Consider the following 23,669-nt stretch of genomic DNA (forward strand, 5'->3'; position numbering starts at 1 on the left):
TGTTTCCGTGACCAACCACGAGAACGCCGAACCGGACGGCGCCGAACCGGACATCGAGCTGGCCTTCCTGCTCGGCCTCGGCTTCCAGCTCCTGCTCGGCGAGTTCACCCGCCGCCTCGAAGAAGCCGGGTACGCCGACGGCCTGCGCCCCCTGCACGGCATGGCCTTCCAGGCCCTGGGCCCCTCCGGCGCCACCGCGACCGAGCTCGCCGAACGGCTCGGGGTGACCAAACAGGCCGCCGGACAGCTCGTCGACGACCTGGAGCGGCGCGGCTACCTGCGCCGCACCCCCCACCCCGAGGGCGGCCGCCGCAAGCTGGTGGTCCTGACGGAGGCCGCGAGCGCCCACCTGGGAGCCGCCGGCCGGGTCCTGCACGGGCTGGAGGCCGAACTCGGCCACGGCAGCGTCGACCTCGGCGCCCTGCGCACCGAACTGGGCCGCCTGGTCCGCACCCTGAACGGGGACGGCCCCCTCCCGCCGCTGCGCCCCTCCTGGTGACGGCGGGTGGCGGGAACGCCGGAGGGGCCGGGCCGCCTTTCGGCTGCCCGGCCCCTCCTGTTCCGTCCGACCGACTAGACGCCCGCGTACGAGTGCTTTCCGCTCAGCAGGATGTTCACGCCGTAGTAGTTCCAGATCCAGCAGGCGAACGCGAAGAGCGCGAGGTACGCGGCCTTGCGGCCCTTCCAGCCGGCCGTGGCACGGGCGTGCAGGTAGCAGGCGTACGCCACCCAGGTCACGAAGGACCAGACCTCCTTGGGGTCCCAGCCCCAGTAGCGGCCCCACGCGTCGCCGGCCCAGATCGCGCCCGCGATGATCGTGAAGGTCCACAGCGGGAACACGGCCGCGTTGATGCGGTACGAGAACTTGTCGAGCGAGGCCGCCGACGGGAAGCGCTCCATGACCGAGGTGGCGAACTTGCCGGGCTTGCCGCCCCGCACGAGCTTGGCCTCGTAGGAGTCGCGGAAGAGGTACATGACCGCGCCGGCCGCGCCGATGTAGAAGACCGCACCGCAGATGATCGCGGTGGAGACGTGGATCAGCAGCCAGTACGACTTCAGCGCGGGAACCAGCTGGTCGCTGTCGGTGTAGAGCACCGTGGTGGCGATGCCCAGGTCGAGCAGGACCGTGGTGACCAGGAACAGGCCGAGCCAGCGGACGTTCTTCTTCAGCACCAGGAGCAGCAGGTACGCGCCGACGGCCACCGTGGAGAAGGTGATCGAGAACTCGTACATGTTGCCCCAGGGGGCCCGCTCCACCGACATCGCGCGGGCCACGACCCCGCCCGCCGCGAGGAGGAACCCGAGGGTGGTCAGCGATACCGCGATGCGCCCGTACAGGTCGCCCTGGACGGTGCCGCCGGCCGCGCCGGGGCCGTCCGGGACGTCACGGCTGCCCGCGGCGCTGCGCGTGACCACCTTGGGCTTGTCGAGGACGGCGGTGCCGGCCTTGCCCCGCACCTGGACGGCGGGGGCCGCCGCCTTGGCGGCGGACGCGGCCCCGGGGTTGGTGAGCGCGGCGGCCGTACGGGCCACCTTGCTGCGGCTGCCGAAGATCCACTCGGCGATGTGGGCGAAGAAGGCGAGGGTGTAGACCGCCATGGACGCGTAGATCAGGTTGTTGCTGAGGTGAGCCAGACTCTCGTTGGCTGCGGCCGCGATCTGCATCACGCGCGCTCCCCTTCGACTTCTTCGGCAGGCTGGGCAGACTGGTCGGGCTGGGCGGGTTCGGATTCGGGACCGGCGTCAGGTGGCGCGGGCGCCGCGCTCGGCGCCTGCTCGTGGAGCGCGCCGGCCAGCGCCCCCAGCTCCTCGGGGAGCCTGGCGGACTCGCTGCGGCCGAGGCCCGCCATCTCGACGACGGTCACGCCGTCCTTGCCGCGGACCGCACGCACCCAGATCCGGCGGCGCTGGATGAAGAGGGAGCCCGCGAGTCCCAGGATGGCGGCGACGGCGCCCGCGAGCGCGAGACCGCTGCCGGGCTGGTGGGTGATCGAGAAGGTCGCCCAGCGCTCGATGCCCTCGAACTTGACGGTGCCCTGGCCGCCGGGCAGTTCCATCGTCTCCCCGGGCAGCATCCGCTTGGCGAGCGGCTGGCCGTCCTCGGTCTTGAACTGCTCCATCTTGGAGGTGTCCAGCTGGTACACGTTCTGCGGCAGGCCCGAGTCCACCCCGAGGCTTCCGTGCCAGGCGTTCAGCGCGAGCGCCGGGAAGTCCAGCTCCGGGAACTGCGAGAACATCGTGCCCTGCCCGGCGCCCGCGAAGGTCGGCACGAACATCGCGGCGAAGCCGAGCTGCGTCGCCTTGCCGTCCTTGTCCTTGTAGCCGTCGGTGACCTTGACGGCGCCGGTGGAGGTGAGGTTGCCGTCCTGCGGCAGCATCGGCACGGCGTCCTTGTAGATCACCTTGCCGGTGGAGTCGGTCACCGAGATGACCGGCGCGTAGCCGTGGCCGAGCAGGTAGACCTTGGAGCCGTCCACCTCCAGCGGCTTGTTGACCTGGATCTCGCGCTTCTCCGGCTTGCCGTGCGCGCCGTTGCTGAAGGTGACGTACGCCTTGAAGGCGCGCGGGGTGCCCTTCTGCGGGCCCGTCCGCTCGAAGGTCGCGTCGAACTTGTCCAGGGTGAAGGAGAAGGGCGGCAGGTCGTCGGGGTCGAAGAGGCTGCCCGACTTGAAGTCGTCGTACTGGGTCAGCGTGTTCGAGAAGCCCTTGCCGCGCAGGACGAGCTTGCCGCCCTCGGACTTGAAGTACTGGCCCCAGGCGAAGGCGATCAGCATGACGATCAGCGCCACGTGGAACGCCAGGTTCCCGGCCTCGCGCAGGTAGCCCTTCTCCGCGGAGACCGACCCCTTGCCGGCCTCCGTACGGAAGCGGCGGCGGCCGAGCAGGCCCTGCGCGGAGGCGAGCACCTCGTCCGGGGAGGAGTCGGTGCGCCACGTCGTGTACGCGGGCATCCGGTCGAGCCGCTTGGGCGCGGCCGGCGGCCGGCCGGTGAGCTGCCCGACGAACTGCCAGGAGCGCGGCAGGATGCAGCCGATCAGCGAGATGAACAGCAGCAGGTAGATCGCGGAGAACCACACCGAGCTGTAGACGTCGAAGAGCTGGAGCTTCTCGGCGACGGTCACCCAGGACGGGTGCTCCTTCTTCCAGGCGGCGACCTTCATCAGGTCGACCTGGTTCTGCGGGATGAGCGAGCCCGGGATCGACGCCAGGGACAGCAGGAAGAGCAGGATCAGCGCCACCCGCATGGAGGTGAGCTGCCGCCAGAACCAGCGGGCCCAGCCGAGCACCCCGATGCCCACGGGGCCGCCGGGGGCGTCCTCCAGGGGGGCGGTGGACAGCTGCGCGCCGGCGGCCGCCTCGGCCGAGGCCTCGGCGGAAGCGGAGGCTGAGGCTTCGGCGGAAGCGGAATCCGGGGACTCCGCGGACTCAGGGGCATCGTGCGGCGCCTCGGTGGACGCCTTGTCGGTCGTACTCATGTCCGTGTAGTCCTCAGATCCCCACCGTGAAGCCGTTGGTCCAGCTCTGCATTTCGCTGACGATGCTGCTCCACATTCCTGTGACGAGCAGCAGGCCGGTCAGGATCAGCATGCCGCCACCGATCCGCATCACCCACGCATAGTGCTGCTTCACCCAGCCGAAAGCGCCGAGCGCCTTGCGGAAGGCGAGCGCGGTGGCGATGAACGGCAGCCCCAGTCCCAGGCAGAAGACCACGGTCAGCAGCGCGCCGCGGCCCGCTGTCGCCTGCTCGATGGACAGGGTGCCGACGGCGGCGAGGGTCGGGCCCATGCAGGGGGTCCAGCCGAGGCCGAAGAGCACGCCGAGCACGGGCGCGCCGATCAGGCCGACCGCCGGCTTCTTGTGGAAGCGGAACTCGCGCATCGTCAGACCGGGGATGGCGCCCATGAAGAACAGGCCGAGCAGGATCACCAGCCCGCCGAGGACCTGGGAGATGACGTCCTTGTTGGCGTCCAGGGTCCGCCCGAAGAAGCCGAACAGGGCTCCGGTCGAGGTGAACACGGCCGTGAAGCCGAGGACGAACAGGGTCGCCCCGCCCAGCATCCGCCCGCGCCGGGCCTCGGCGAGGTCGGCGCCGCCGACGCCGGTCACGTAGGAGAGGTAGCCGGGGACGAGCGGCAGCACGCAGGGGGAGAAGAAGGAGATCAGCCCGGCGAACAGGGCGATCGGCAGGGCCAGCAGCAGGCCGCCGTTGAGGACGGTCGTGTTGACGGTCTCGTCGGCGGCGAGGACCACGTCGGAGAACCCGGAGGTCCCGGCGAGTCCGGAGGGACCTGCGAGTGCGGAGAGTGCGGTGACCACGAGGTCACTTCTCCGCGAGGAGCGGGTCGATCATCGAGCGCAGCTTCGCCTCGTTGACCGCGGCCAGGGTGCGGGCGGCGATCTTGCCGTCCTTGTCGAGGACGAGCGTGGAGGGGATGGCGTTCGGGTTGAGCGTGCCCTTGGGGAACCGGAGCATCAGCTTGCCGTCCGGGTCGAAGAGGCTCGGGTAGGTGATCCCGTAGGTCTCTTCGAAGGAGGCCGCGTTCTGCTCGGTGTTGTCGCGGGTGTTGATGCCGACGAAGGCCACGGGCTGCCCGGCCGCCTCCAGCTCCTTGGCGACCTTCGCGAAGTACGGGGCCTCGGCCCGGCACGGCGGGCACCAGGAGCCCCAGACGTTGAGGACGACGACCTTGCCCTTGAGGGTGGTGGTGTCCAGCGTCTTGCCGTCCACCGTCTTCCCGTCGAGCTTGGGGGCCTCGGTGCGGTCGGCCTTGGCGACGGTGGCGATGCCGCTGGAGCCCGTCACGTAGTTGCCGCCGGCGGAACCGGAGGATTTGCTGCCGCCGTCCTCGTCGCTGCACGCCGTCAGGGTCAGGGCGCTCGCGAGGGTCACCGCGGTCAGCAGGATGGCGCGGCCGCTGGTCGAGCGGCTGCGGCGGGGGGCGCGGCTAAGGCTCATGTGAAAAGTTTCGCATGTGCGGTTTGCGGATCTTCCGCGCCCCCCGGGGGGTCTGTTAAGCCGCTGGTCAGGTACTGACCGGGGGCGGCTCAGACCGTGGCGAGATACGTGCCCCAGCCATCGGTCGGCGCCTGGCCGGGGCCGAGCGTGCGCAGCTTGGCCAGCACCTTGGGGTCCTGGACGTCCAGCCAGTCGGTGAACTGGCGGAAGGATACGAGGCGTACGTCCTTTTTGTCCGCCATGCCCTTGAGGGACTCCTCGACGGCGTCCATGTAGATGCCGCCGTTCCACTCCTCGAAGTGGTTGCCGATGAACAGGGGTGCGCGGTTGGTCTCGTAGGCCCGCCTGAAACCGCCCAGGTAGGCGGCGGTGGCCTGGGTGCGCCAGGCCGGGTAGTTGGACGGGACGCCCTTGGTGGTGTTCTTGGACTGGTTCGCGAGGATGTTGTAGTCCATCGACAGCACCTCGAAGGAGTGCCCGGGGAACGGCAGCGACTGCAGCGGCAGGTCCCACAGGCCGCCGCGCTTGACCGGCCACTGCTGGAGGCCGCCGGGGGAGCTGGAGTCGTAGCGCCAGCCCAGCTTCTGGGCGGCCGGCAGCAGGTTGTCCTGGCCGAGCAGGCAGGGGGTGCGGGCGCCGACGAGCTCCTTGCGGTAGTCGAAGGGCAGCGGCTCCAGGTCGGTCCAGCCGGTGTTGGTGCGCCAGTTGGTGACGAAGGACACGGCCTGGTCGATCTCGCTCTGCCAGTCCTCGGGGGTCCACCTGCCGACCGAGCCCGAGCCGCCGCAGAAGTGCCCGTTGAAGTGCGTCCCTATTTCGTGGCCGTCGAGCCAGGCCTCGCGCACGTACTTCAGGGTGTTGCGGACGTTCTCGTCCTTGAGGTAGCCGATGTCGGAGGCGCCGACGGGGTTGTTCGGCGGCCGGTAGAGGTCCTTCTTCGACTCGGGCAGGAGGTAGATGCCGGAGAGGAAGAAGGTCATCGCCGCGCCGTGGTCCTTGGCGAGCTTGAGGAAGCGGGGGAAGAGCCCGTTGCCGATCTCGCCCGCGCCGTCCCAGCTGAACACCACGAACTGCGGCGGGGTCTCGCCCGGCTGGAGGGGGACGGGGGCGGCCGGCTGGTGCGGCTGCGGCCCGGTGTCGGCGGTGGACCCGTCGCCGATGCGTTTGACCACCGGACCGGACGGGTCGCCGGGCCCCGGGGTGGCCGAGGGGCCCTCCGCTCCGCTGTTGCCCGCGCCTGACGGTCCGCCGACGCTGCAGCCGGCGACGCCGGCCGCGGCGACGGCCCCAAGTCCGACCCCGAGCACTCCTCTTCGGCTGAAGCCGCGCATGTTGCTCATGGAAAGTCATACAAACGGACAATCCAGCGAAGTCCAGAGGCGACACGGCAACTTCGAGCCACTTGTATGAAATTAGGGCGAATCTTGAAGAAAGAGACATCCGGCGAACCGTGTGAGGCGGTCACGGCTGGGCAGAGAAGACGCCTCCGGGGGCGGCCCGGCGGGCCGCCCCCGGAAACCGGTCACACCGTGCCGAGACGGTGGCAACCGGATCGCACTACGCCCCGAAGGCCTTCGACTTCCCCTTCACCGGCTTCGCCCCCGCGAGGAGGTGCGCCGGGACCAGGTCCCGGGCCGGCTCGCTGTAGCCCACCGACACCAGCGTGTCGCCCTGGTACGTGAACGAGGTCAGCGAAGCCAGCGTGCACTGGCGGCGGCGCGGGTCGTGCCACAGCCGCCGCTTCTCCGCGAAGCTCCGTACGATCCAGATCGGCAGCTGATGGCTGACCGCCACCGCCTCGTGGCCGCGGGCCGCGTCACGCGCGGTCTCGATCGCGCTCATCATCCGCACGACCTGCTCGACGTACGGCTCGCCCCAGGACGGCTTGAACGGGTTCGTCAGGTGCTTCCAGTTCTCGGGCCTGCGCAGCGCGCCGTCACCGACCCCGAAGGTCTTGCCCTCGAAGACGTTGCCCGCCTCGATCAGACGGCCGTCGGTCGCCAGGTCCAGCCCGTGCGACTTGGCGATCGGCGCCGCCGTCTCCTGGGCCCGCTCCAGCGGGGAGGCCACGACGTGGGTCACGTCCCGGTTCTCCAGGTGCTCCGCGACCCGGTCCGCCATCGCGCGGCCCAGCTCGGAGAGGTGGTAGCCGGCGCGGCGGCCGTAGAGGACCCCGTCCGGGTTGTGCACCTCGCCGTGGCGGACCACGTGGACGACGGTGATCTCGTTGCCCTCGCCGGCGGCTCCGGCTGCGGCTCCTGCTGCGGCGCTCATGCGGTGGCCTCCGCGGCGGCCCGGGCGGCGGCCGGCAGGGCGGCCGCGATGCGCTCGATCGCCTTGTCGTCGTGCGCGGTGGACACGAACCACGACTCGAACGCCGACGGCGGCAGGTAGACGCCCTGCGCCAGCATCGAGTGGAAGAAGCCGTTGAAGCGGAAGGCCTCCTGCTTCTTCGCGTCGTCGTAGTTGCGGACCTCGTCCTCGGTGAAGAACACCGAGAACATGTTGGAGGCGGTCTGCAGCCGGTGCGCGACACCCTCCTTGGTGAGCGCCTCCGTCACCAGCCCCTGGATCTGGAGCGACACCGCGTCGACCTTCTCGTACGCCGCCTCGTCCAGCAGCCGCAGCTGCGCCAGACCGGCGGCCGTCGCGATCGGGTTACCGGACAGCGTGCCCGCCTGGTAGACGGGACCCACGGGCGCCAGGTGGCCCATGACGTCCGCCCGGCCGCCGAACGCCGCCGCCGGGAAGCCGCCGCCCATGACCTTGCCGAAGGTCATCAGGTCGGGCTCCACCCCGTCCACGCCGTACCAGCCGGCGCGCGAGGTACGGAAACCCGTCATGACCTCGTCGGAGATGTACAGGGCGCCGTTCGCCCGGCACAGGTCGGCGAGCCCCTGGTTGAAGCCCTCCCCCGGGGTCACGACGCCCATGTTGCCGGGCGCGGCCTCGGTGATCACACAGGCGATCTCGCCCGGGTGCGCGGCGAACGCCGCCCGCACCGCTTCGAGGTCGTTGTAGGGGAGCACGATCGTGTCCCCGGCCTGCGCGCCCGTCACCCCGGGGGTGTCCGGCAGCGCGAAGGTCGCGAGCCCGGAGCCCGCGGCGGCCAGCAGCGCGTCCACGTGCCCGTGGTAGCAGCCGGCGAACTTCACGATCTTGGCGCGGCCGGTGAACCCGCGCGCGAGGCGGATCGCGGACATGGTCGCCTCGGTCCCGGAGGACACCAGACGGACCTGCTCCACGGGGGCGATGCGCGCGACGATCTCCTCGGCGAGCGCGACCTCCCCCTCGCCGGGGGTACCGAAGGAGGTGCCGCGGACGACGGCGGCCTGGATGGCCTCCACCACGGCCGGGTGGGCGTGGCCGAGAATCATCGGCCCCCACGAGCAGACCAGGTCGACGTACTCGCGCCCGTCGGCATCGGTCAGGTACGGACCGGTACCGGACACCATGAACCTGGGCGTTCCGCCCACGGCGCGGAAGGCGCGCACAGGGGAGTTCACGCCGCCAGGCGTCACGAGGGACGCGCGGTCAAAGAGAGTCTGCGAGACTTTGGCTTCATACGGGTACGGGTAGCTCACACCAGCCATGGTCTCAGAGGCCGCGACTGACTTGCGGACGGGCGTTTCACCGCGCCACCCCGGGGGAGGTCACTGCCATGATGATCAGGCTGCGTGGCGGGGGCCACGGGGCCGGGGCAGGCAAGACACGTCGGGTGGAGATATGCAACGCGGTGGTGGACCGGGCGAGGGCACGGACGGCCTGGACCCGCAGCGCGCCCGGGAACGTCGCCGCGGCAAGCACCGCCGCCGTGCCACGGACGCGGCAGAACACGTACCGGGCCCCACACAGGACCCCGACGGCCTCCCCAGGGGCCGCGGCATGGGCGTGACCTACAAGTACTTCGGCGCCCCCGACGGTGCCACGGCCGCGCGCGTCCCCGTGACGATGCGGCCCGAGGAGCTCGGCGGTGACGAGCTCGGCATGGGCGGCATGTTCACCAAGATCAAGCCGGAGACCGTCGCCGCGATGGTCCTCACCGGCATCGAGGGCATACCCCTGCACAAGGTGCCCCCGCTGGAGCTCGTCGTCCTCCACCCCGACTACGCCGTCGTGAAACTCCCGATGACCGTCGTCGACCCGCTGCGCGGCATCGGCGAGGAATCCGTCGGCGCCGCCGCCTTCATCTGGTCCACGGTCCCCGACCGCGGCGGCCCCCGCGACGCCTTCAACGTCTACCAGCTGCTCCACGAGTGGCAGGATTTCAGCCATCGCCTCCACGAGGCGGGGCACCAGCCGTACTGCCTGGTCTGGCCGTAGGGCGAGCCCTGGCCGTAGGCCCCGCCGTGGGACCGGCCGCCGGTCGGGGCGTGGGCCGGGCCGCAGCTCCGCCCGCCGGGACGACGGCTCAGGCCGTCAGGACGATGCGGCCGCGCGTGCCCGGGTCCGCGAGGTGGGCGTGCGCCTTCGGGGCCTCCGCCAGGGGGAAGGTGCGCGCCACCCTGAGCGCCAGCTCCCCCGCGTCGACCAGCGTCACCAGCCGGGCCAGGTGCGCACCGTCCGCCGCCACCTCCTGTTCCACCACGCGCACGCCCCGCTCCGCCGCCGGGGCCGCGCCGGGGATCAGGCCGACGTAGGAGCCGCCGTCGCGGACGAAGGCCAGGGCCGGCCCGCCGAGCACCGCCGTGTCCACGACCCCGTCCACGGCCGCCTGCGGAGCCGAGCCGCGCGGGACGAAATGGGCCGCGCCCAGGGACCGTACGAGTTCCTCGTCACCGGCTCCCGCCAGCGCCGTCACCACGTGGCCGGCCCGCGCCGCCAGCTGCACCGCGAGTCCGCCGACCGCTCCCGCCGCGCCCGTGACCAGCACCGATGATCCGGCCGGGAGCTCCAGCAGGTCCACCGCCCGGGCGGCGGTCAGCCCGCTCAGCGGCAGCGCGGCCGCCGTCACCTCGTCCACGGTCGCGGGGGCCGGAGCCAGCGCCGACGCGTCGAGCACCACGTACTCCGCGTGCGTACCGAGCGGCTTGACCGTCCCGTGGTGCAGGCCGACCACCCGGTCGGCGACCGCCCAGCCGCTCACCTCCGCGCCGAGCTCGTCGATCTCGCCCGCCACGTCCCAGCCGAAGCCGAGCCGCTGCCCCTCGCCGCCGAAGACCCCGGCCCGTACCGCACCGTCGACCGGGTTCAGGCCGGCCGCCCGGACCCGTACCCGGACCTGCCCGGCGCCCGGCCGCGGGACCGGCACCCGTACGACCTCGATCCGCTCGGGCCCGCCGAAGCCCTCGGCCACCGCCGCCGCCATCGTCTTCACGCTGCTGGTGCTGGTGCTGGTGGTGCTCATCGTCATCGCCTCTTCCGTGGGTCTGCTCGTTCCTGGTGAGAACTAACCTAGGGAGAGTTACTGTCGAATCGTAAGTACGTACTCCGGAGTGCGTACCCGACCCGGAAGTGGGGCACCCATGGCCACCCGCACCGCCGAAGCCCAGCGCGAAGAGGCCCGCACCGCCTACGACGCCTTCCTCAAGGAGTGCCCCACCAGCCAGCTCCTGGCCCGCATCAGCGACAAGTGGGTCGGCCTCATCGTCAGCGCACTCGGCCAGGCCGAGGACCGGACCATGCGCTACAGCGAGCTCGGCCGCAAGATCCCCGGCGTCAGCCAGAAGATGCTCACCCAGACCCTGCGCTCCCTGGAGCGCGACGGCCTCGTCGCCCGCACCGTCACGCCCACCGTGCCCGTCCGCGTCGACTACCGGCTCACCGAACTCGGCAGCAACCTCGGCCGCCTGCTCAGCTCCGTGAAGGAATGGGCCGAGCACCACTTCGACGAGGTCAACGCCCACCGCGAACTGCACGACGCGGCAGCCGCCGACGCGTAGCAAAGCCACCCCGGGGCGCACGGGAAAACCACCCCCGGGCGCGTAAATCCGACGCCCCGCACCGCCCCCCGATGGCATGCTGGGCCCCGTGAACGGACCCGGCATTCAGCTCACCCTCGCCCCCGAACTGCACGTGTTCGCCGCGCCCGCGCGCCGCGGCGCGCGCGTACCGACCACCACCGACGGCGTCTCCAGCCTCGGCCACGTCGTCGAATCGGCGGGCGTCCCGCTCACCGAAGTCGGCCGGATCCTCGTCGACGGCGCCGAGACCCCGCTCGCCCACGTGCCCCGGGCCGGCGAATCCGTCGAAGTCTTCGCCGTCGACCGCCCCCAGCACCTCCCGGGCGTCCCCGGAACCACACCGCTGCGCTTCCTCCTCGACGTCCACCTCGGCACCCTCGCCCGCCGCATGCGCCTCCTCGGCGTGGACACCGCGTACGAGAACGAGGACATCGGCGACCCGGCCCTGGCCACCCGCTCCGCCGCCGAGCAGCGCGTCCTGCTCTCCCGCGACCGCGGACTGCTGCGCCGCCGCGAGCTGTTCGCCGGCGCGTACGTCTACAGCGACAACCCCGACGAGCAGCTCCGCGACATCCTCGGCCGGTTCGCCCCGGCCCTCGCCCCGTGGACCCGCTGCACCGCGTGCAACGGAACCCTGCGCGAGGCCGACAAGGACAGCGTCGGCGACCGGCTGGAGAGCGGCACGCAGCGCTCGTACGAGGTCTTCGCCCAGTGCGCCGACTGCGAGCGCGTCTACTGGCGCGGCGCCCACCACGCCCGGCTGGAGCGGATCGTCGACGAGGCCGTGGCCGAGTTCGGCGGCGTGGGCACGCCGTAGCCGCGGGCGCGCACGCCCACGGCTACGGCCACGGCCACCCGGCCACCCGCCCGCCCGCCCGCCCCTCAGAACGCGTATGTGTCCCCCGTGTCCAGGGCCAGCACCACGTGCTCGTTGTTGGTGTGGTTCCGGTCGGTCGCGCCGCCGTTCCACCAGGTGTCGACCCGCACCACCACCTCCGCGGCCGGCTCCTTCAGCCGCAGCACCAGCCCGATGTGCCGCCCCCGCCCGTGCAGCGGCAGCTCCCCGGTCTCGCACACCACCTCGCGCAGCCCGGCCCGCGCACAGCCGTCCGCCAGTTCCTGGCGGGCGGCGAGGTCGGCCGACAGCCGCAGCCGTACGGTCGCGTTCGCCAGCGCGGACGGACCCTCGTTCTCCGGGACCAGCAGGATCCGCAGCCGGCCCCCGTCCAGGGCGACCCTTCCGTGATAGGCCACGTCGGCCTCCGGCCCGGCTCCGGCGCGGGCGTTGCCCACACCGCTCCCCACTCCTCCGAGCAGCACCAGCAGCCCGGCCAACACCACACTCCGTACGGCACCTCGGCGCACCGCGACCACCTCCACGCGCGGACGCTAACCCTCCCGCCCACCCGATGGTCGGACCATCACACGAACGTGGGCGAGCCTCCTCCCCACGCCCTCCCCCGCTCCCCCATTCGCCCCGCATAGGGTTCCGGCCATGCTCATCGCCCGTTCCGCCGCCCTCTTCGCCCTCGCCGCCCTCCTGGAGATCGGAGGCGCCTGGCTCGTCTGGCAAGGCCTCCGCGAGCACCGCGGCTGGGCGTGGATCGGCGCCGGAGTCATCGCGCTCGGCCTCTACGGGTTCGCCGCCACCTTCCAGCCCACGGGCGACTTCGCCCGCGTACTCGCCGCCTACGGCGGGGTCTTCGTCGCCGGATCCCTGCTCTGGGGCGTGGTCGCCGACGGCTACCGGCCCGACCGGTGGGACATCGCGGGCGCCCTGATCTGCCTCGCCGGCACCGCAGTGATCATGTACGCCCCGCGCGGCCGGTGACCTGCGCGGCGACCCGCCTATGCTGGCCAGTACTCACCCGTACGAACGCACGAGGAGCCAGCATGAGCACGGCCACCCGAACCGCCGTAGTCACCGGCGCGAGCAGCGGCATCGGCGCGGCCACCGCCCGGCAGCTCGCCGCGGCCGGCTACCACGTCGTCCTCACCGCCCGCCGCAAGGACCGCATCGAAGCCCTCGCCGCCGAGATCACCGCGGCCGGCCACTCCGCCACCGCCCACGCCCTCGACGTCACCGACCGCACCGCCGTCGACGCCCTCGCCGCCTCGCTCGACCGCTGCGACGTGCTCGTCAACAACGCCGGCGGCGCCATCGGAGCCGACCCCGTCGCCACCGGCGACCCCGCCGACTGGCGCACGATGTACGAGGTCAACGTCATCGGCACGCTCCACGTCACCCAGGCCCTGCTCCCGGCCCTGACCGCCTCGGGCGACGGCACGGTGGTGATCCTCTCCTCCACCGCCGGCCACGCCACCTACGAGGGCGGCGCCGGCTACGTGGCCGCCAAGAACGGCGCCCGCGTCCTCGCCGAGACCCTCCGCCTGGAGATCGTCGGCCAGCCCGTCCGCGTCATCGAGATCGCCCCCGGCCTGGTCAAGACCGAGGAGTTCGCCAAGACCCGGTTCCGCGGCGACGCCGAGCGGGCGGAGAAGGTCTACGCCGGCGTGGCCGAGCCCCTCTCCGCCGACGACGTGGCCGACACCATCACCTGGGCGGTGACCCGTCCCAGCCACGTCAACATCGACCTCCTGGTGGTCCGCCCCCGCGCCCAGGCCTCGAACACGAAGCTCCACCGCGAGCTGTAGTACGCGGGCCGGTTGCGGTGCAGTTACGGCACCAACCCGGCACTCTTCAGGTGCGGCATCAAGGCCGCCGGCTTCAGCCCGGCGGCCTTCGCCGCGTCCAGGGCCCGCTTCAGGTCCGCGCCGAGCGTCGGCGTGAAGTGCAGCAGCACGATGTCACCGGCCTGCAGCTGCGGCGTGGCCGGCGTCTCGCCCCACGTGGTGAAGTCGTGCGTCCACGTGATCAGCGCCTTGACCCCGCACGCCTTGGCGGCCAGCCGCACGTCGTCGTTGACCGTCCCGTACGGCGGCCGCAGCAGCTTCGGCTCCCGCCCGAAGGCCGCGGCGACCTGCTCCCCGGCCCCGCACACCTCGGCGTCCTTGCCGGCGGCGTCGAGCGAGGTCAGATCGGAATGGTTCACGGTGTGGTTCTCGACGTTCACCGACCGCCCCTGCGCGATCAGCCCGGTGAAGTACTGCGCGTCGTACGAGAACGCCCCCGGCAGCAGGAACAGCGACGCCGGCACCCGCTGATCCACCAGCGTCTGGGCAACGGCCGGATCGTGCGCCCACCCGTCATCGATGGTGATGAACACGACCTTCTCCGAGGTCGGCACATGCGACACGACGGGCGGCAGCCCGACGGCCCGCGCCCCCGCAACAGCGGCCGGAGCCGCAGCCCCGGCCCCGGCGGCCCCGGCAGCCTGAGCCCCGCCAACGGTGAGCGACAACGACGCGAGCGCGGCAAGAACCACGCGAGATCTCCACATGCGGCACACCTTGGTCTAGACCAACTCCCAGCGTCAAGACCCCGGACGGCGACTTGAGTCAGTCGAATCCGCCTACTCCTTAACGGAGTTGGCGACTCCGGCATCCCGCCGGGCCGGATGTGCCCGTACGGGTGAAGTCGTGCGAAATGTCGGCGCGCGCGGCTACGCTCCGAAAGCGTGAGCCGCGAAAAGGAGGAAGCTATGGCCGTGATACAGCACGAGACCACGATCGCGGAGGCCGCCGATCGACTCTCCAGGGAGCTTCCCGGACACCGAGTGGAGATTCTCCAGGGGAGGCTCACCGTGACACCACCTGCGGACGGGTCACACGCACTGTCGCTGAGCTGGCTCATCGAGAAGTTCTATGATGCCGGTGCCCGAAAGGCGGGGCTGCGGTACGTCCAAGGCATCGGCCTCTGGCTGCCGACCGGTCCTGACGATTACGCCATCCCGGACTTCTCCCTCGTCGAGGCGGACTTCCGGGACCACAAGGTCGAGAAGAACTGCTTCGCGCCCGACGTCTTCCGACTGGTGATCGAGGTTACTTCGTCCAACTGGGCGGACGACATCGGCACCAAGGCCGAGGGCTACGCCCGGGCCCACGTCCCCGTCTACGTCATCGCCGACCGCCACCACGACGAGGCCGTCCTCTGCGCGGACCCGCGCAACGGCAAGTACCGCCTCCGCCAGAGCTACAAACGAGGCACCTCCATCCCGCTCCCCGAAGCCATCGGAGTATCCCTGGAGCTCTCGGTGGACCTCCTCCTCGACGGAGACGAGCCCTGAGACCTCACGCGGAGGGGCCCGGACCGACCTCGGTCCGGGCCCCTCCGCCCCTGCTCACCTGCGGGCCTCAGCCCTTGATGCAGATGACCTGCTTCAGCTTGGCGACGACCTTGACGAGGTCCGTCTGCTGGTCGATGACCTGCTCGATGGACTTGTACGCGCCGGGGATCTCGTCCACGACGCCCGAGTCCTTGCGGCACTCCACGCCCTTGGTCTGCTCCGCCAGATCGCGCACCGAGAACCGCTTCTTCGCCGCCGTCCGGCTCATCTTCCGGCCCGCTCCGTGCGAGGCCGAGTTGAAGGACTTCTCGTTGCCGAGACCCTTCACGATGTACGAGCCCGTGCCCATGGAGCCGGGGATGATCCCGTAGTCACCGCTGCCGGCGCGGATCGCGCCCTTCCGCGTGACCAGCAGGTCCATGCCGTCGTACCGCTCCTCCGCCACGTAGTTGTGGTGGCAGCTGATCTCCTGCTCGAAGGAGACCTTGGCCTTGCGGAACTCCTTGCGGACGACCTCCTTGAACAGGCTCATCATCGCGGCGCGGTTGAACTTCGCGTACTCCTGCGCCCAGAAGAGGTCGTTGCGGTAGTCCTGCATCTCCGGGGTCGCCGCGAGGAACACCGCGAGGTCCCGGTCGACCAGGCCCTGGTTGTGCGCGAGCCCCCGGGCCACGTTGATGTGGAAGTCCGCCAGCTCGTTGCCGATGTTCCGCGAGCCGGAGTGCAGCATCAGCCAGACCGAACCCGACTCATCGAGACAGAATTCGATGAAGTGGTTCCCGGATCCGAGCGTTCCGATCTGCTTCGTGGCGCGTTCTCGCCTGAATTTGACCGCATCGCTGATGTAGTCGAACCGGTTCCACAGATCCCCGTACCCCTCCACGGAGAACCCGTACAGCCGTCCCGGGTCCACCGCCTCGCGGTGCATTCCCGCGCCCACCGGGATCGCCTTCTCGATCTGTGAGCGCAGGCCCGACAGGTCGCCCGGGAGGTCGTTCGCGGTGAGGGAGGTCTTCACCGCGGACATGCCGCAGCCGATGTCCACGCCGACCGCCGCCGGGCAGACCGCGTCCTTCATGGCGATGACCGAGCCGACCGTGGCGCCCTTGCCGTAGTGCACGTCCGGCATGACGGCGAGGCCCTTGATCCAGGGGAGGCCGGCGGTGTTCTGGAGCTGGCGCATCGCGCTGTCCTCGACCGACGCCGGGTCGGTCCACATCCGGATGGGAACCTGCGCCCCGGGCACTTCTACGTATGACATTTCATCCTCAACACCCCGTCAACACCACAAAAGTCACTGAACGCAAAAAGCCTCGCTCATGGCCTCAAATACGACATGAGACCGGCGCCGGCACCAGCGTGTGCGATAGACATTGTGTCCATCCGCGCCCCAGCCGCGGCAAAGCATTTTCCCGAAGGGAGCCGGTGGAACGTGCAGCGCAAGACGGTACGAGTACGTGGAGTCCTGCCAGCCATCGCGATGCTCACCGCCCTCGCGGCCGGCCTCACCGCCTGCACCGACGGTGGCGGATCCGGAGCGACCGTCGACGCGAAGGCCGGCGCGAACGCCGGTACGGGCGCCCAGCCCGGCAAGTACCGCATCCTGCCCATGCCCTGCAAGGCCGCCGACGCCAAGAAGGTCAAGGCGATGCTCCCGGCCGCCGAGGCCCTCGCCCCCGAGGCCCGCGAGGCGCTCTACGCCGGGGTCGCGGACGCCTCCTACGACGCCGACCGGCGCGTCGGCTGCCGCTGGACCGCGCAGACGCCGACCGAGACCCGGCTGCTGTCGGTGGGCTTCGAGCGCGTGGTCTCGTACGACCGGACCGCCACGAGCGACGACGACAAGGCCCGGCAGGTCTACGGCCGCCAGCTCACCGCCGCCAACCTGCCCGCCCCGGTACCGTCGGCGAGCCCGACGCCTTCCGGGTCCGGTGCCCCGACCCCCGGGGCGCCGACGCCGAGCACCAGCGTGAGCGGCAGCCCGGGCGCGAGCGGAAGTCCGGCGCCGGAGCTGGGCTCCCGCGTCCTCGACGGGCTCGGCAGCGAGGCCTTCCTCGACGACAAGCTCGCCGCCGCCGGCGCCACCGCGGCCCAGGCGCGCACCGTCCGCATTGTGTTCCGTACCTCGAATGTCATCGTCACCGTCGAGTACAGCATCCAGCCCGCACTGCCCGGCACGATCCCGCCCAGCGGTGAAACCCAGGACAGGGCACGGCAGTTGGCGCAGGCCCTCGGGGAGCGGTTCAACGAATAGCCGGTCCCGTCCCAGGGGGGCGTGCGGGGCCGTCGTGACGGCGCGCACAGCAGCCGGGCGCCGGGTCGGGCTACGGTTGCTCGGGTCCCGCGCCCGCAAAAGGGACCGAAGAGGGACCGAAGAGGAACCGAACGAGCCCGTACGAGCCCGTACGAAGACCCACAACGTCTGAAGGAATCATGCACCGATCAGCCTCGCGCCTCACCCGCGTCCTCGCCTGCGCAGCCGTCCCGGTGATCCTCACGGTCGCCGGCTGCTCGTCCGACTCGGGCAAGGAGTCGGGCACCGACAGCGGCAAGAAGTCCGGCGCGTCCTCGTCCGCCGCCCAGCCGAGCGCCAAGCCCTCCAAGGAGGCGCTGGAGAAGGCCGTGTACTCCACGCTTCCGGAGCCGTGCAAGGCGGTGGCCGCGAAGACCATCGAGACGATCGTCCCCAAGGCGAAGGACGCCAACGGCACCGCCGCCAAGTCCAACGACCTCGCCAGCCGTGCCACCTGCACCTGGAACGGTCTGGACGAGGCCGGTCTGAAGGGTTCGCAGTACCGCTGGCTCTCGATCTCCCTGGTCCGCTACGACTCCCTCGCCTCGGTCGGCACCGGCTCCAAGCGAGCCGAGGACGAGTACGCCAAGCAGGTCGAGAAGGCGAAGGCCGTCGAGGGCGCGGAGAACGTGAAGCCCGAGGAGGCCGGCGGCATCGGCGACCAGGCCACCTCCGTCACCTTCACCACCAAGAAGGACGGCGACTTCTTCAACACCTCGATCATCGCCCGCACCCACAACGTGGTCGTCACCCTCGACTACAACGGCACGGCCTACGAGGGCGCGGCCGCTCCCGACCAAGCCAAGCTGCTCCAGGACGCCATCGCGGCGACGAAGGAGACCGTGGCCTCGGTCGCGGCCGCCAACGAGGCGAAGGCACCCGAGCAGTCGGCGCAGCCCGAGCAGTCGGCGCAGCAGCCCTCGCCTTCGAACTCCTAGCGCTTCAGGGCGCAGTGCGCCGTCGGCGGTCCGGACCCGGGGCCCGGAGTCCCTGGTCCGGACCGCCGACGTCCCCTTGCCCGTACGCGCGTACGCTGTGCCCTGCCGTAGCTCGACAAGGGGAGGGGATCGCGGGTGGCCGCGATGCAGCTGACTCGTACGCACCGGATATTGATCGGTGTGGTGGTCGCCGGAGCCGTCGTCATCGCGGGGATCGGTTTCGCCGGTTCGTACTCCGCCGTGCGCGCCCTGGCCCTGAAGAAGGGCTTCGGTTCCTTCTCGCTGGTCTTCCCGATCGGCATCGACATGGGCATCTGCGTCCTGCTCGCGCTGGACCTGCTCCTGACGTGGATCCGGATCCCGTTCCCGCTGCTGCGCCAGACGGCGTGGCTGCTGACGGCGGCGACGATCGCCTTCAACGGCGCGGCCGCCTGGCCCGACCCGCTCGGGGTCGGCATGCACGCGGTGATCCCGATCCTGTTCGTGGTCACCGTGGAGGCCGCCCGGCACGCGGTGGGCCGGATCGCGGACATCACCGCCGACCGGCACATGGAGGGCGTGCGCATCACGCGCTGGCTCCTCTCCCCGATCCCCACCTTCAAGCTGTGGCGCCGGATGAAGCTGTGGGAGCTGCGCTCCTACGAGCAGGCCGTCGGCATGGAGCAGGACCGGCTGATCTACCAGGCCCGCCTGCAGGCCCGCTACGGCCGCGCCTGGCGCCGCAAGGCCCCCGTCGGGGCCCTGATGCCGCTGCGGCTGGCCCGCATAGGCGTCCCCCTGTCGCAGACCGCCCCCGAGGGCCTGGCGGCGGCGGGCATCGACCCGCTGCTCATCCCGCCGCCCCCGGCCGCCGACCCGACGGCCCCGGCCCTGCCGGCGGGCGCCGAGGGCCCGCAGCAGCCGGCCGTGGCGGCGGCACCGGCCGCGTCCGCCCCCGCCGCCGACGCACAGGCCGCCGACGACGGCACGCAGCAGCAGCACCAGCTCGCCGGGTCCGGCCCGCAGTACGCGGAGGGCCCCGGCGGGGTGCCGGTTCCGCAGGGTCACCCCGACGGGCCCGCCTTCGTGGTGGACCCGACGGCCATGCCGGCGGCGCACAACAGCGCCTGGTTCGCGGCGCCCCGCGCGCCGCAGGCCGCGTACGAGGGCGGCTACAACCCGCAGTACGTCGAGGGCCTGGAGCCGACCCCGGTGATGCCCCCGACCGGCCCGGAGCTCCAGGAGGAGGGGCAGGGGCAGGTACAGCAGCCGCAGGGTCAGGAGCTGCCGATACCGGGTCCCCGCCAGGAGGAGGCCTCCACCGAGGGCTTCGCCGAGGGCGGGCCGCCGAGCGACGACGACGTGAAGTTCGCGGAGGCGGCGTACGAGGTCTTCCGTTCCCACCTGGAGGAGAACGGCGAGGTCCTGACCGCCGAGCAGATCGACATACTGCTGGCCGACCGGTACGGCGTGGTGCATCCGCGCAGCGCCTCGCTGATCCGCAAGATCTTCCCGCAGCTCAAGCAGCGCTACCAGACCGAGCTGGAGAACGAGCACATCGCGTAGCTCCCGCTCCCGCTCCCGGACACGAGAAGGGCCCGCACCCCCAGGGGGTGCGGGCCCTCACTCGTGCACTCAGACGGCGAGCAGCTTGCGCACCCGGTCCGCCCCGACCGCGAGCAGCAGGGTGGGCAGGCGCGGTCCGGTCTCCCGGGTCACGAGCAGGCGGTACAGCAGCGCGAAGAAGGTGCGCTGCGCGACCTTGAGTTCCGGCGTCGGCTTGGCGTCCGGCTCCAGGCCGGCCATCACCTTCGGCACGCCGTAGACGAGCGTGGTGAGCCCGTCGAGGGACCAGTGCGAGTCGAGCCCGTCGACGAGGCGGCGCAGGGATTCGCGGCCCTCGTCGTCGAGGGAGGACAGGAGCTCGGCGTCGGGCTCCTCGCGGACCAGGGTGCGCTGGTCGGCCGGGACCTGGGTGGTGATCCAGTTCTCGGCGCGGTCCAGGCGCGGGCGCACCTCGTCGAGGGAGGTCAGCGGCCGCTCGGGCTCCAGGTCGCTGAGGATGCGCAGGGTCTGCTCGTCGTGTCCGCCGGTGATGTCGACGACGGAGGCGAGGGTCCGGTACGCCATGGGGCGCGGGGTGCGCGGCAGCTCGTGGGAGGCGACGCGTACGGCGCGTGCGTGGGCGGCGGCGTCGGCGGGCAGGACGGAGCCGTCGGCGACCTTGGCCTCCAGCTTGTCCCACTCGTCGTAGAGCCGCTGGATCTCCTGGTCGAAGGCGATCTTGAAGGACTGGTTGGGCTTGCGGCGGGCGTAGAGCCAGCGCAGCAGCTGCGGCTCCATGATCTTCAGCGCGTCGGCCGGGGTCGGGACCCCGCCCTTGCTGGAGGACATCTTGGCCATGCCGCTGATGCCGACGAAGGCGTACATCGGGCCGATGGGCTGCTCGCCGCCGAAGATGCCGACGATCTGGCCGCCGACCTGGAAGGAGGAGCCGGGCGAGGAGTGGTCGACGCCGGAGGGCTCGAAGATGACGCCCTCGTAGGCCCAGCGCATGGGCCAGTCGACCTTCCAGACCAGCTTGCCGCGGTTGAACTCGCTGAGCTTGACCGTCTCGGTGAACTCGTCCTCGGTGCAGACGTAGGTCAGCTCGGTGGTCTCGTCGTCGTAGGACGTCACGGTGGTGAAGTCCTTGCCGCACTCGGCGCAGTACGGCTTGTACGGGAAGTACTCCGTGCCGACCGCGCTGCCGTCGTCCTCGGCGGCGGCGCCCGAGCCCTCGGCGGCCTCCAGCTCGGCCTCGTCGACCTGCTTCTGCTGGGGCTTCTTGCCGCCCGGCTTCTGCTTGGTCCGGTACTGGTCGAGGATCGCGTCGATGTCGGCGCGGTGCTTCATCGCGAACAGGACCTGCTCGCGGTAGGTGCCTGCGGTGTACTGCTCGGTCTGGCTGATCGGGTCGTACTCGACGCCCAGCTCGGCGAGCGCCTCGACCATGGCGGCCTTGAAGTGCTCGGACCAGTTCGGGTACGCGGAGCCCTCGGGCGCGGGCACGGCGGTCAGCGGGCGGCCGATGTGCTGGGCGTGGGACTCCTCGGTGACGCCGGGGATGCCCTTGGGCACCTTGCGGTACCGGTCGTAGTCGTCCCAGGAGATGAGGTGGCGGACCTCGTGGCCCCGGCGGCGGATCTCGTCCGCGACCAGGTGCGGGGTCATGACCTCGCGGAGGTTGCCCAGGTGGATCGGGCCGGAGGGAGAGAGGCCGGACGCGACGACGATGGTTTTGCCGGGGGCTCGGCGCTCCGCCTCGGCGATGACCTCGTCCGCGAAACGGGAGACCCAGTCGGTCTCGGTGCTGCTCGGGGCGCTCTGAGCCACGACACGTCCTTCGTTCTCGAATGCTGGCTTCTCGCCATTCTCCCAGACGGAACAGAGCGCTCCGAGGTTTACCGGCGCCACCGCATCGCCCGTATATCCCGGGATGTGGACAGCCCCCGCGTGGGATACTCGGTCCTTGTCTGAAACCCCAATCGAAACCCCCAGTGCACGCTCAGGCACGACCTCACAGGAACGGCAGCTCATGGCCTCGGTCCCTTCCCTCGCTTCCTCCGTCAACCAGCGCGTCGCCGACGCACTCGCCTCCGCCCTGCCGGACGCCGGTGCGAGCGACCCGCTGCTGCGACGAAGCGACCGGGCCGACTTCCAGGCCAACGGCATCCTGGCGCTCGCGAAGAAGGCCAAGGCCAACCCGCGCGAGCTGGCGACGACCGTGGTCGAGGGCATCAACACCGCCGGCCTGATCAAGGAGATCGAGGTCTCGGGCCCCGGCTTCCTCAACATCACCATCACCGACGGGGCGATCATCGAGACCCTGGCGGCGCGCGCCGCGGACGACCGCCTCGGCGTGCCGCTCGCCGCGGCCCCGGGCACGACGGTGATCGACTACGCGCAGCCGAACGTGGCCAAGGAGATGCACGTCGGCCACCTGCGGTCGGCGGTCATCGGTGCGGCCATGGTCGAGATCCTCGAATTCACCGGTGAGAAGGTGGTCCGCCGCCACCACATCGGCGACTGGGGCACCCAGTTCGGCATGCTCATCCAGTACCTGCTGGAGCACCCGCACGAGCTGGACCACAAGGCCGAGGACGGTGCGGAGGTCGCGGAGGTCTCCGGCGAGGAGGCCATGTCCAACCTGAACCGCCTCTACAAGGCCTCGCGCGCGCTCTTCGACTCCGACGAGGAGTTCAAGACGCGGGCCAGGGCCCGGGTGGTGGACCTGCAGGCGGGCGAGCCGGAGACGCTGGCGCTGTGGCAGCGGTTCGTGGACGAGTCGAAGATCTACTTCTACTCCGTCTTCAACAAGCTGGACATGGACATCCAGGACCCCGACGTCATCGGCGAGTCCGGCTACAACGACATGCTGGTGGAGACCTGCAAGCTGCTGGAGGACTCGGGCGTGGCCGTCCGTTCCAACGGCGCGCTCTGCGTGTTCTTCGACGACGTCAAGGGTCCGGACGGCAACCCGACCCCGCTGATCGTCCAGAAGTCCGACGGCGGCTTCGGCTACGCCGCGACCGACCTCTCGGCGATCCGCGACCGGGTGGGCGGGCTGGGCGCGACCACCCTGCTCTACGTGGTGGACGCGCGGCAGTCCCTGCACTTCAAGATGGTCTTCGAGACGGCCCGCCGGGCCGGCTGGCTGAACGAGGACACCAAGGCCGTGCAGCTGGCCTTCGGCACCGTCCTGGGCAAGGACGGCAAGCCGTTCAAGACCCGTGAGGGCGAGACGGTGCGGCTGGTGGACCTGCTGGACGAGGCGGTGGACCGGGCGACGGCCGTGGTGCGCGAGAAGGCCGAGAAGATCGGCCTGACCGAGGCGGAGATCGTCGAGAACGGCCAGTACGTCGGCATCGGCGCGGTGAAGTACGCGGACCTGTCCACGTCCGCGGCGCGCGACTACAAGTTCGACCTGGACCAGATGGTCTCGCTGACCGGCGACACGTCCGTGTACCTCCAGTACGCGTACGCCCGGATCAAGTCGATCCTGCGCAAGGCGGGCGAGGCGGGCGACCGCAAGCCGGTCGCGCACCCGGAGCTGGAGCTGGCCCCGGCCGAGCGCGCGCTGGGCCTGCACCTGGACCACTTCGGCGAGCTGATCGCCGAGGCGGCCGCGGACTACGCCCCGCACAAGGTCGCCGCGTACCTGTACCAGCTGTCCTCGCTGTTCGCGACGTTCTACGAGCAGTGCCCGGTCGTGAAGCCCGAGCCCGAGCTCGTCGTCGGCGAGAACCGGCTGTTCCTGTGCGACCTGACCGCCCGCACCCTCAGCAAGGGCATGTCCCTCCTCGGCATCCGCACCCCCGAGAAGCTCTGACACGCAGCAAGGGGCCCCGGGGAACACGCTGAGCGTGTTCC

23 protein-coding genes are annotated in these 23,669 nt (G+C 71.0%); 11 read left to right on the forward strand and 12 right to left on the reverse strand.

Annotated features, from left to right (window positions below; translation table 11 throughout):
• The first annotated feature begins 7 nt into the window (after positions 1–7).
• A complete protein-coding gene (locus ACFWNV_RS10505) occupies positions 8–499 on the forward strand; it encodes a MarR family winged helix-turn-helix transcriptional regulator (protein WP_383943579.1) in 492 nt (163 codons plus the stop codon).
• 74 nt (positions 500–573) lie between these two features.
• On the opposite strand, the gene ccsB is transcribed toward ACFWNV_RS10505, so the two are convergent.
• The 7 genes from ccsB to hemL all read right to left on the reverse strand — a co-directional run bounded on the left by ccsB (position 574) and on the right by hemL (position 8,550).
• Complete coding sequence (ccsB, locus tag ACFWNV_RS10510; protein ID WP_383943632.1) at positions 574–1,665, reverse strand: c-type cytochrome biogenesis protein CcsB; 1,092 nt, start codon at positions 1,663–1,665, stop codon at positions 574–576.
• The gene (locus ACFWNV_RS10515) at positions 1,665–3,476 is read right to left on the reverse strand and encodes a cytochrome c biogenesis protein ResB (protein WP_383943582.1); all 1,812 of its coding nucleotides are present in this window, start codon (positions 3,474–3,476) and stop codon (positions 1,665–1,667) included. The genes ccsB and ACFWNV_RS10515 overlap by 1 nt, the downstream gene beginning before the upstream one ends.
• Before the next feature lie 13 nt (positions 3,477–3,489).
• Positions 3,490–4,251, reverse strand: coding sequence for a cytochrome c biogenesis CcdA family protein (locus ACFWNV_RS10520; protein WP_383943636.1), 762 nt, complete (start codon positions 4,249–4,251; stop codon positions 3,490–3,492).
• A 70-nt stretch (positions 4,252–4,321) separates the two neighbouring features.
• Positions 4,322–4,957 (reverse strand): TlpA family protein disulfide reductase, encoded by a 636-nt coding sequence (locus tag ACFWNV_RS10525; protein ID WP_383943584.1) that lies wholly within the window; start codon positions 4,955–4,957, stop codon positions 4,322–4,324.
• A gap of 89 nt (positions 4,958–5,046) precedes the next feature.
• Positions 5,047–6,288, reverse strand: coding sequence for a hypothetical protein (locus ACFWNV_RS10530; protein WP_383943638.1), 1,242 nt, complete (start codon positions 6,286–6,288; stop codon positions 5,047–5,049).
• Positions 6,289–6,514: 226 nt separating this feature from the next.
• Positions 6,515–7,231: a histidine phosphatase family protein gene (locus ACFWNV_RS10535; protein WP_383943588.1), complete on the reverse strand. Its 717-nt coding sequence runs from the start codon at positions 7,229–7,231 to the stop codon at positions 6,515–6,517.
• Complete coding sequence (hemL, locus tag ACFWNV_RS10540; protein WP_383943591.1) at positions 7,228–8,550, reverse strand: glutamate-1-semialdehyde 2,1-aminomutase; 1,323 nt, start codon at positions 8,548–8,550, stop codon at positions 7,228–7,230. Before hemL ends, ACFWNV_RS10535 begins: the two co-directional genes overlap by 4 nt.
• A 292-nt stretch (positions 8,551–8,842) precedes the next feature.
• Here hemL and ACFWNV_RS10545 point away from each other — a divergent pair, with 292 nt between their 5' ends.
• A complete protein-coding gene (locus ACFWNV_RS10545) occupies positions 8,843–9,280 on the forward strand; it encodes a hypothetical protein (RefSeq protein ID WP_008738524.1) in 438 nt (145 codons plus the stop codon).
• A gap of 88 nt (positions 9,281–9,368) precedes the next feature.
• Here ACFWNV_RS10545 and ACFWNV_RS10550 read toward each other — a convergent pair whose 3' ends face one another.
• Positions 9,369–10,265 carry an NADP-dependent oxidoreductase gene (locus ACFWNV_RS10550; protein WP_383943641.1) on the reverse strand — a complete coding sequence of 299 codons (897 nt, stop codon included), beginning with the start codon at positions 10,263–10,265 and terminating at the stop codon, positions 9,369–9,371.
• 157 nt (positions 10,266–10,422) lie between these two features.
• On the opposite strand from ACFWNV_RS10550, the gene ACFWNV_RS10555 reads away from it, so the two are divergent.
• Complete coding sequence (locus tag ACFWNV_RS10555; protein WP_383943593.1) at positions 10,423–10,839, forward strand: winged helix-turn-helix transcriptional regulator; 417 nt, start codon at positions 10,423–10,425, stop codon at positions 10,837–10,839.
• Between the two features lie 88 nt (positions 10,840–10,927).
• Positions 10,928–11,677 carry a Mut7-C RNAse domain-containing protein gene (locus ACFWNV_RS10560; RefSeq protein WP_383943596.1) on the forward strand — a complete coding sequence of 250 codons (750 nt, stop codon included), beginning with the start codon at positions 10,928–10,930 and terminating at the stop codon, positions 11,675–11,677.
• 65 nt (positions 11,678–11,742) lie between these two features.
• Here ACFWNV_RS10560 and ACFWNV_RS10565 read toward each other — a convergent pair whose 3' ends face one another.
• Positions 11,743–12,240: a hypothetical protein gene (locus tag ACFWNV_RS10565; RefSeq protein ID WP_383943599.1), complete on the reverse strand. Its 498-nt coding sequence runs from the start codon at positions 12,238–12,240 to the stop codon at positions 11,743–11,745.
• A gap of 115 nt (positions 12,241–12,355) precedes the next feature.
• Between ACFWNV_RS10565 and ACFWNV_RS10570 the strand changes: the two genes are divergently transcribed.
• On the forward strand, positions 12,356–12,691 hold the full coding sequence (locus ACFWNV_RS10570; protein ID WP_383943600.1) for a YnfA family protein: 336 nt from the start codon (positions 12,356–12,358) through the stop codon (positions 12,689–12,691).
• A 62-nt stretch (positions 12,692–12,753) separates the two neighbouring features.
• Positions 12,754–13,515, forward strand: a complete 762-nt coding sequence (locus ACFWNV_RS10575; RefSeq protein ID WP_383943603.1) for an SDR family NAD(P)-dependent oxidoreductase — start codon at positions 12,754–12,756, stop codon at positions 13,513–13,515.
• Between the two features lie 23 nt (positions 13,516–13,538).
• On the opposite strand, the gene ACFWNV_RS10580 is transcribed toward ACFWNV_RS10575, so the two are convergent.
• Complete coding sequence (locus ACFWNV_RS10580) at positions 13,539–14,246, reverse strand: polysaccharide deacetylase family protein (RefSeq protein WP_383943606.1); 708 nt, start codon at positions 14,244–14,246, stop codon at positions 13,539–13,541.
• Between the two features lie 216 nt (positions 14,247–14,462).
• Between ACFWNV_RS10580 and ACFWNV_RS10585 the strand changes: the two genes are divergently transcribed.
• Positions 14,463–15,047 carry a Uma2 family endonuclease gene (locus ACFWNV_RS10585; protein WP_383943609.1) on the forward strand — a complete coding sequence of 195 codons (585 nt, stop codon included), beginning with the start codon at positions 14,463–14,465 and terminating at the stop codon, positions 15,045–15,047.
• A gap of 67 nt (positions 15,048–15,114) precedes the next feature.
• Here ACFWNV_RS10585 and ACFWNV_RS10590 read toward each other — a convergent pair whose 3' ends face one another.
• The gene (locus ACFWNV_RS10590) at positions 15,115–16,308 is read right to left on the reverse strand and encodes an RtcB family protein (protein WP_383943611.1); all 1,194 of its coding nucleotides are present in this window, start codon (positions 16,306–16,308) and stop codon (positions 15,115–15,117) included.
• A 171-nt stretch (positions 16,309–16,479) separates the two neighbouring features.
• On the opposite strand from ACFWNV_RS10590, the gene ACFWNV_RS10595 reads away from it, so the two are divergent.
• The 3 genes from ACFWNV_RS10595 (at position 16,480) to ACFWNV_RS10605 (ending at position 19,823) form a co-directional block, all read left to right on the forward strand.
• Positions 16,480–17,301: a DUF3558 domain-containing protein gene (locus tag ACFWNV_RS10595; RefSeq protein WP_383943613.1), complete on the forward strand. Its 822-nt coding sequence runs from the start codon at positions 16,480–16,482 to the stop codon at positions 17,299–17,301.
• A 179-nt stretch (positions 17,302–17,480) separates the two neighbouring features.
• Positions 17,481–18,278, forward strand: a complete 798-nt coding sequence (locus ACFWNV_RS10600) for a DUF3558 family protein (RefSeq protein WP_383943616.1) — start codon at positions 17,481–17,483, stop codon at positions 18,276–18,278.
• A 135-nt stretch (positions 18,279–18,413) separates the two neighbouring features.
• Positions 18,414–19,823 carry a DUF2637 domain-containing protein gene (locus tag ACFWNV_RS10605; RefSeq protein ID WP_383943619.1) on the forward strand — a complete coding sequence of 470 codons (1,410 nt, stop codon included), beginning with the start codon at positions 18,414–18,416 and terminating at the stop codon, positions 19,821–19,823.
• Between the two features lie 69 nt (positions 19,824–19,892).
• On the opposite strand, the gene lysS is transcribed toward ACFWNV_RS10605, so the two are convergent.
• Positions 19,893–21,632, reverse strand: coding sequence for a lysine--tRNA ligase (lysS, locus tag ACFWNV_RS10610; RefSeq protein ID WP_383943622.1), 1,740 nt, complete (start codon positions 21,630–21,632; stop codon positions 19,893–19,895).
• A gap of 202 nt (positions 21,633–21,834) precedes the next feature.
• Between lysS and argS the strand changes: the two genes are divergently transcribed.
• Positions 21,835–23,628: an arginine--tRNA ligase gene (gene argS / locus ACFWNV_RS10615; RefSeq protein WP_383943624.1), complete on the forward strand. Its 1,794-nt coding sequence runs from the start codon at positions 21,835–21,837 to the stop codon at positions 23,626–23,628.
• The last annotated feature ends 41 nt before the right edge of the window (positions 23,629–23,669 follow it).

The sequence above is a fragment of the Streptomyces sp. NPDC058401 genome (assembly GCF_042722885.1).
Lineage (GTDB): Bacteria > Actinomycetota > Actinomycetes > Streptomycetales > Streptomycetaceae > Streptomyces.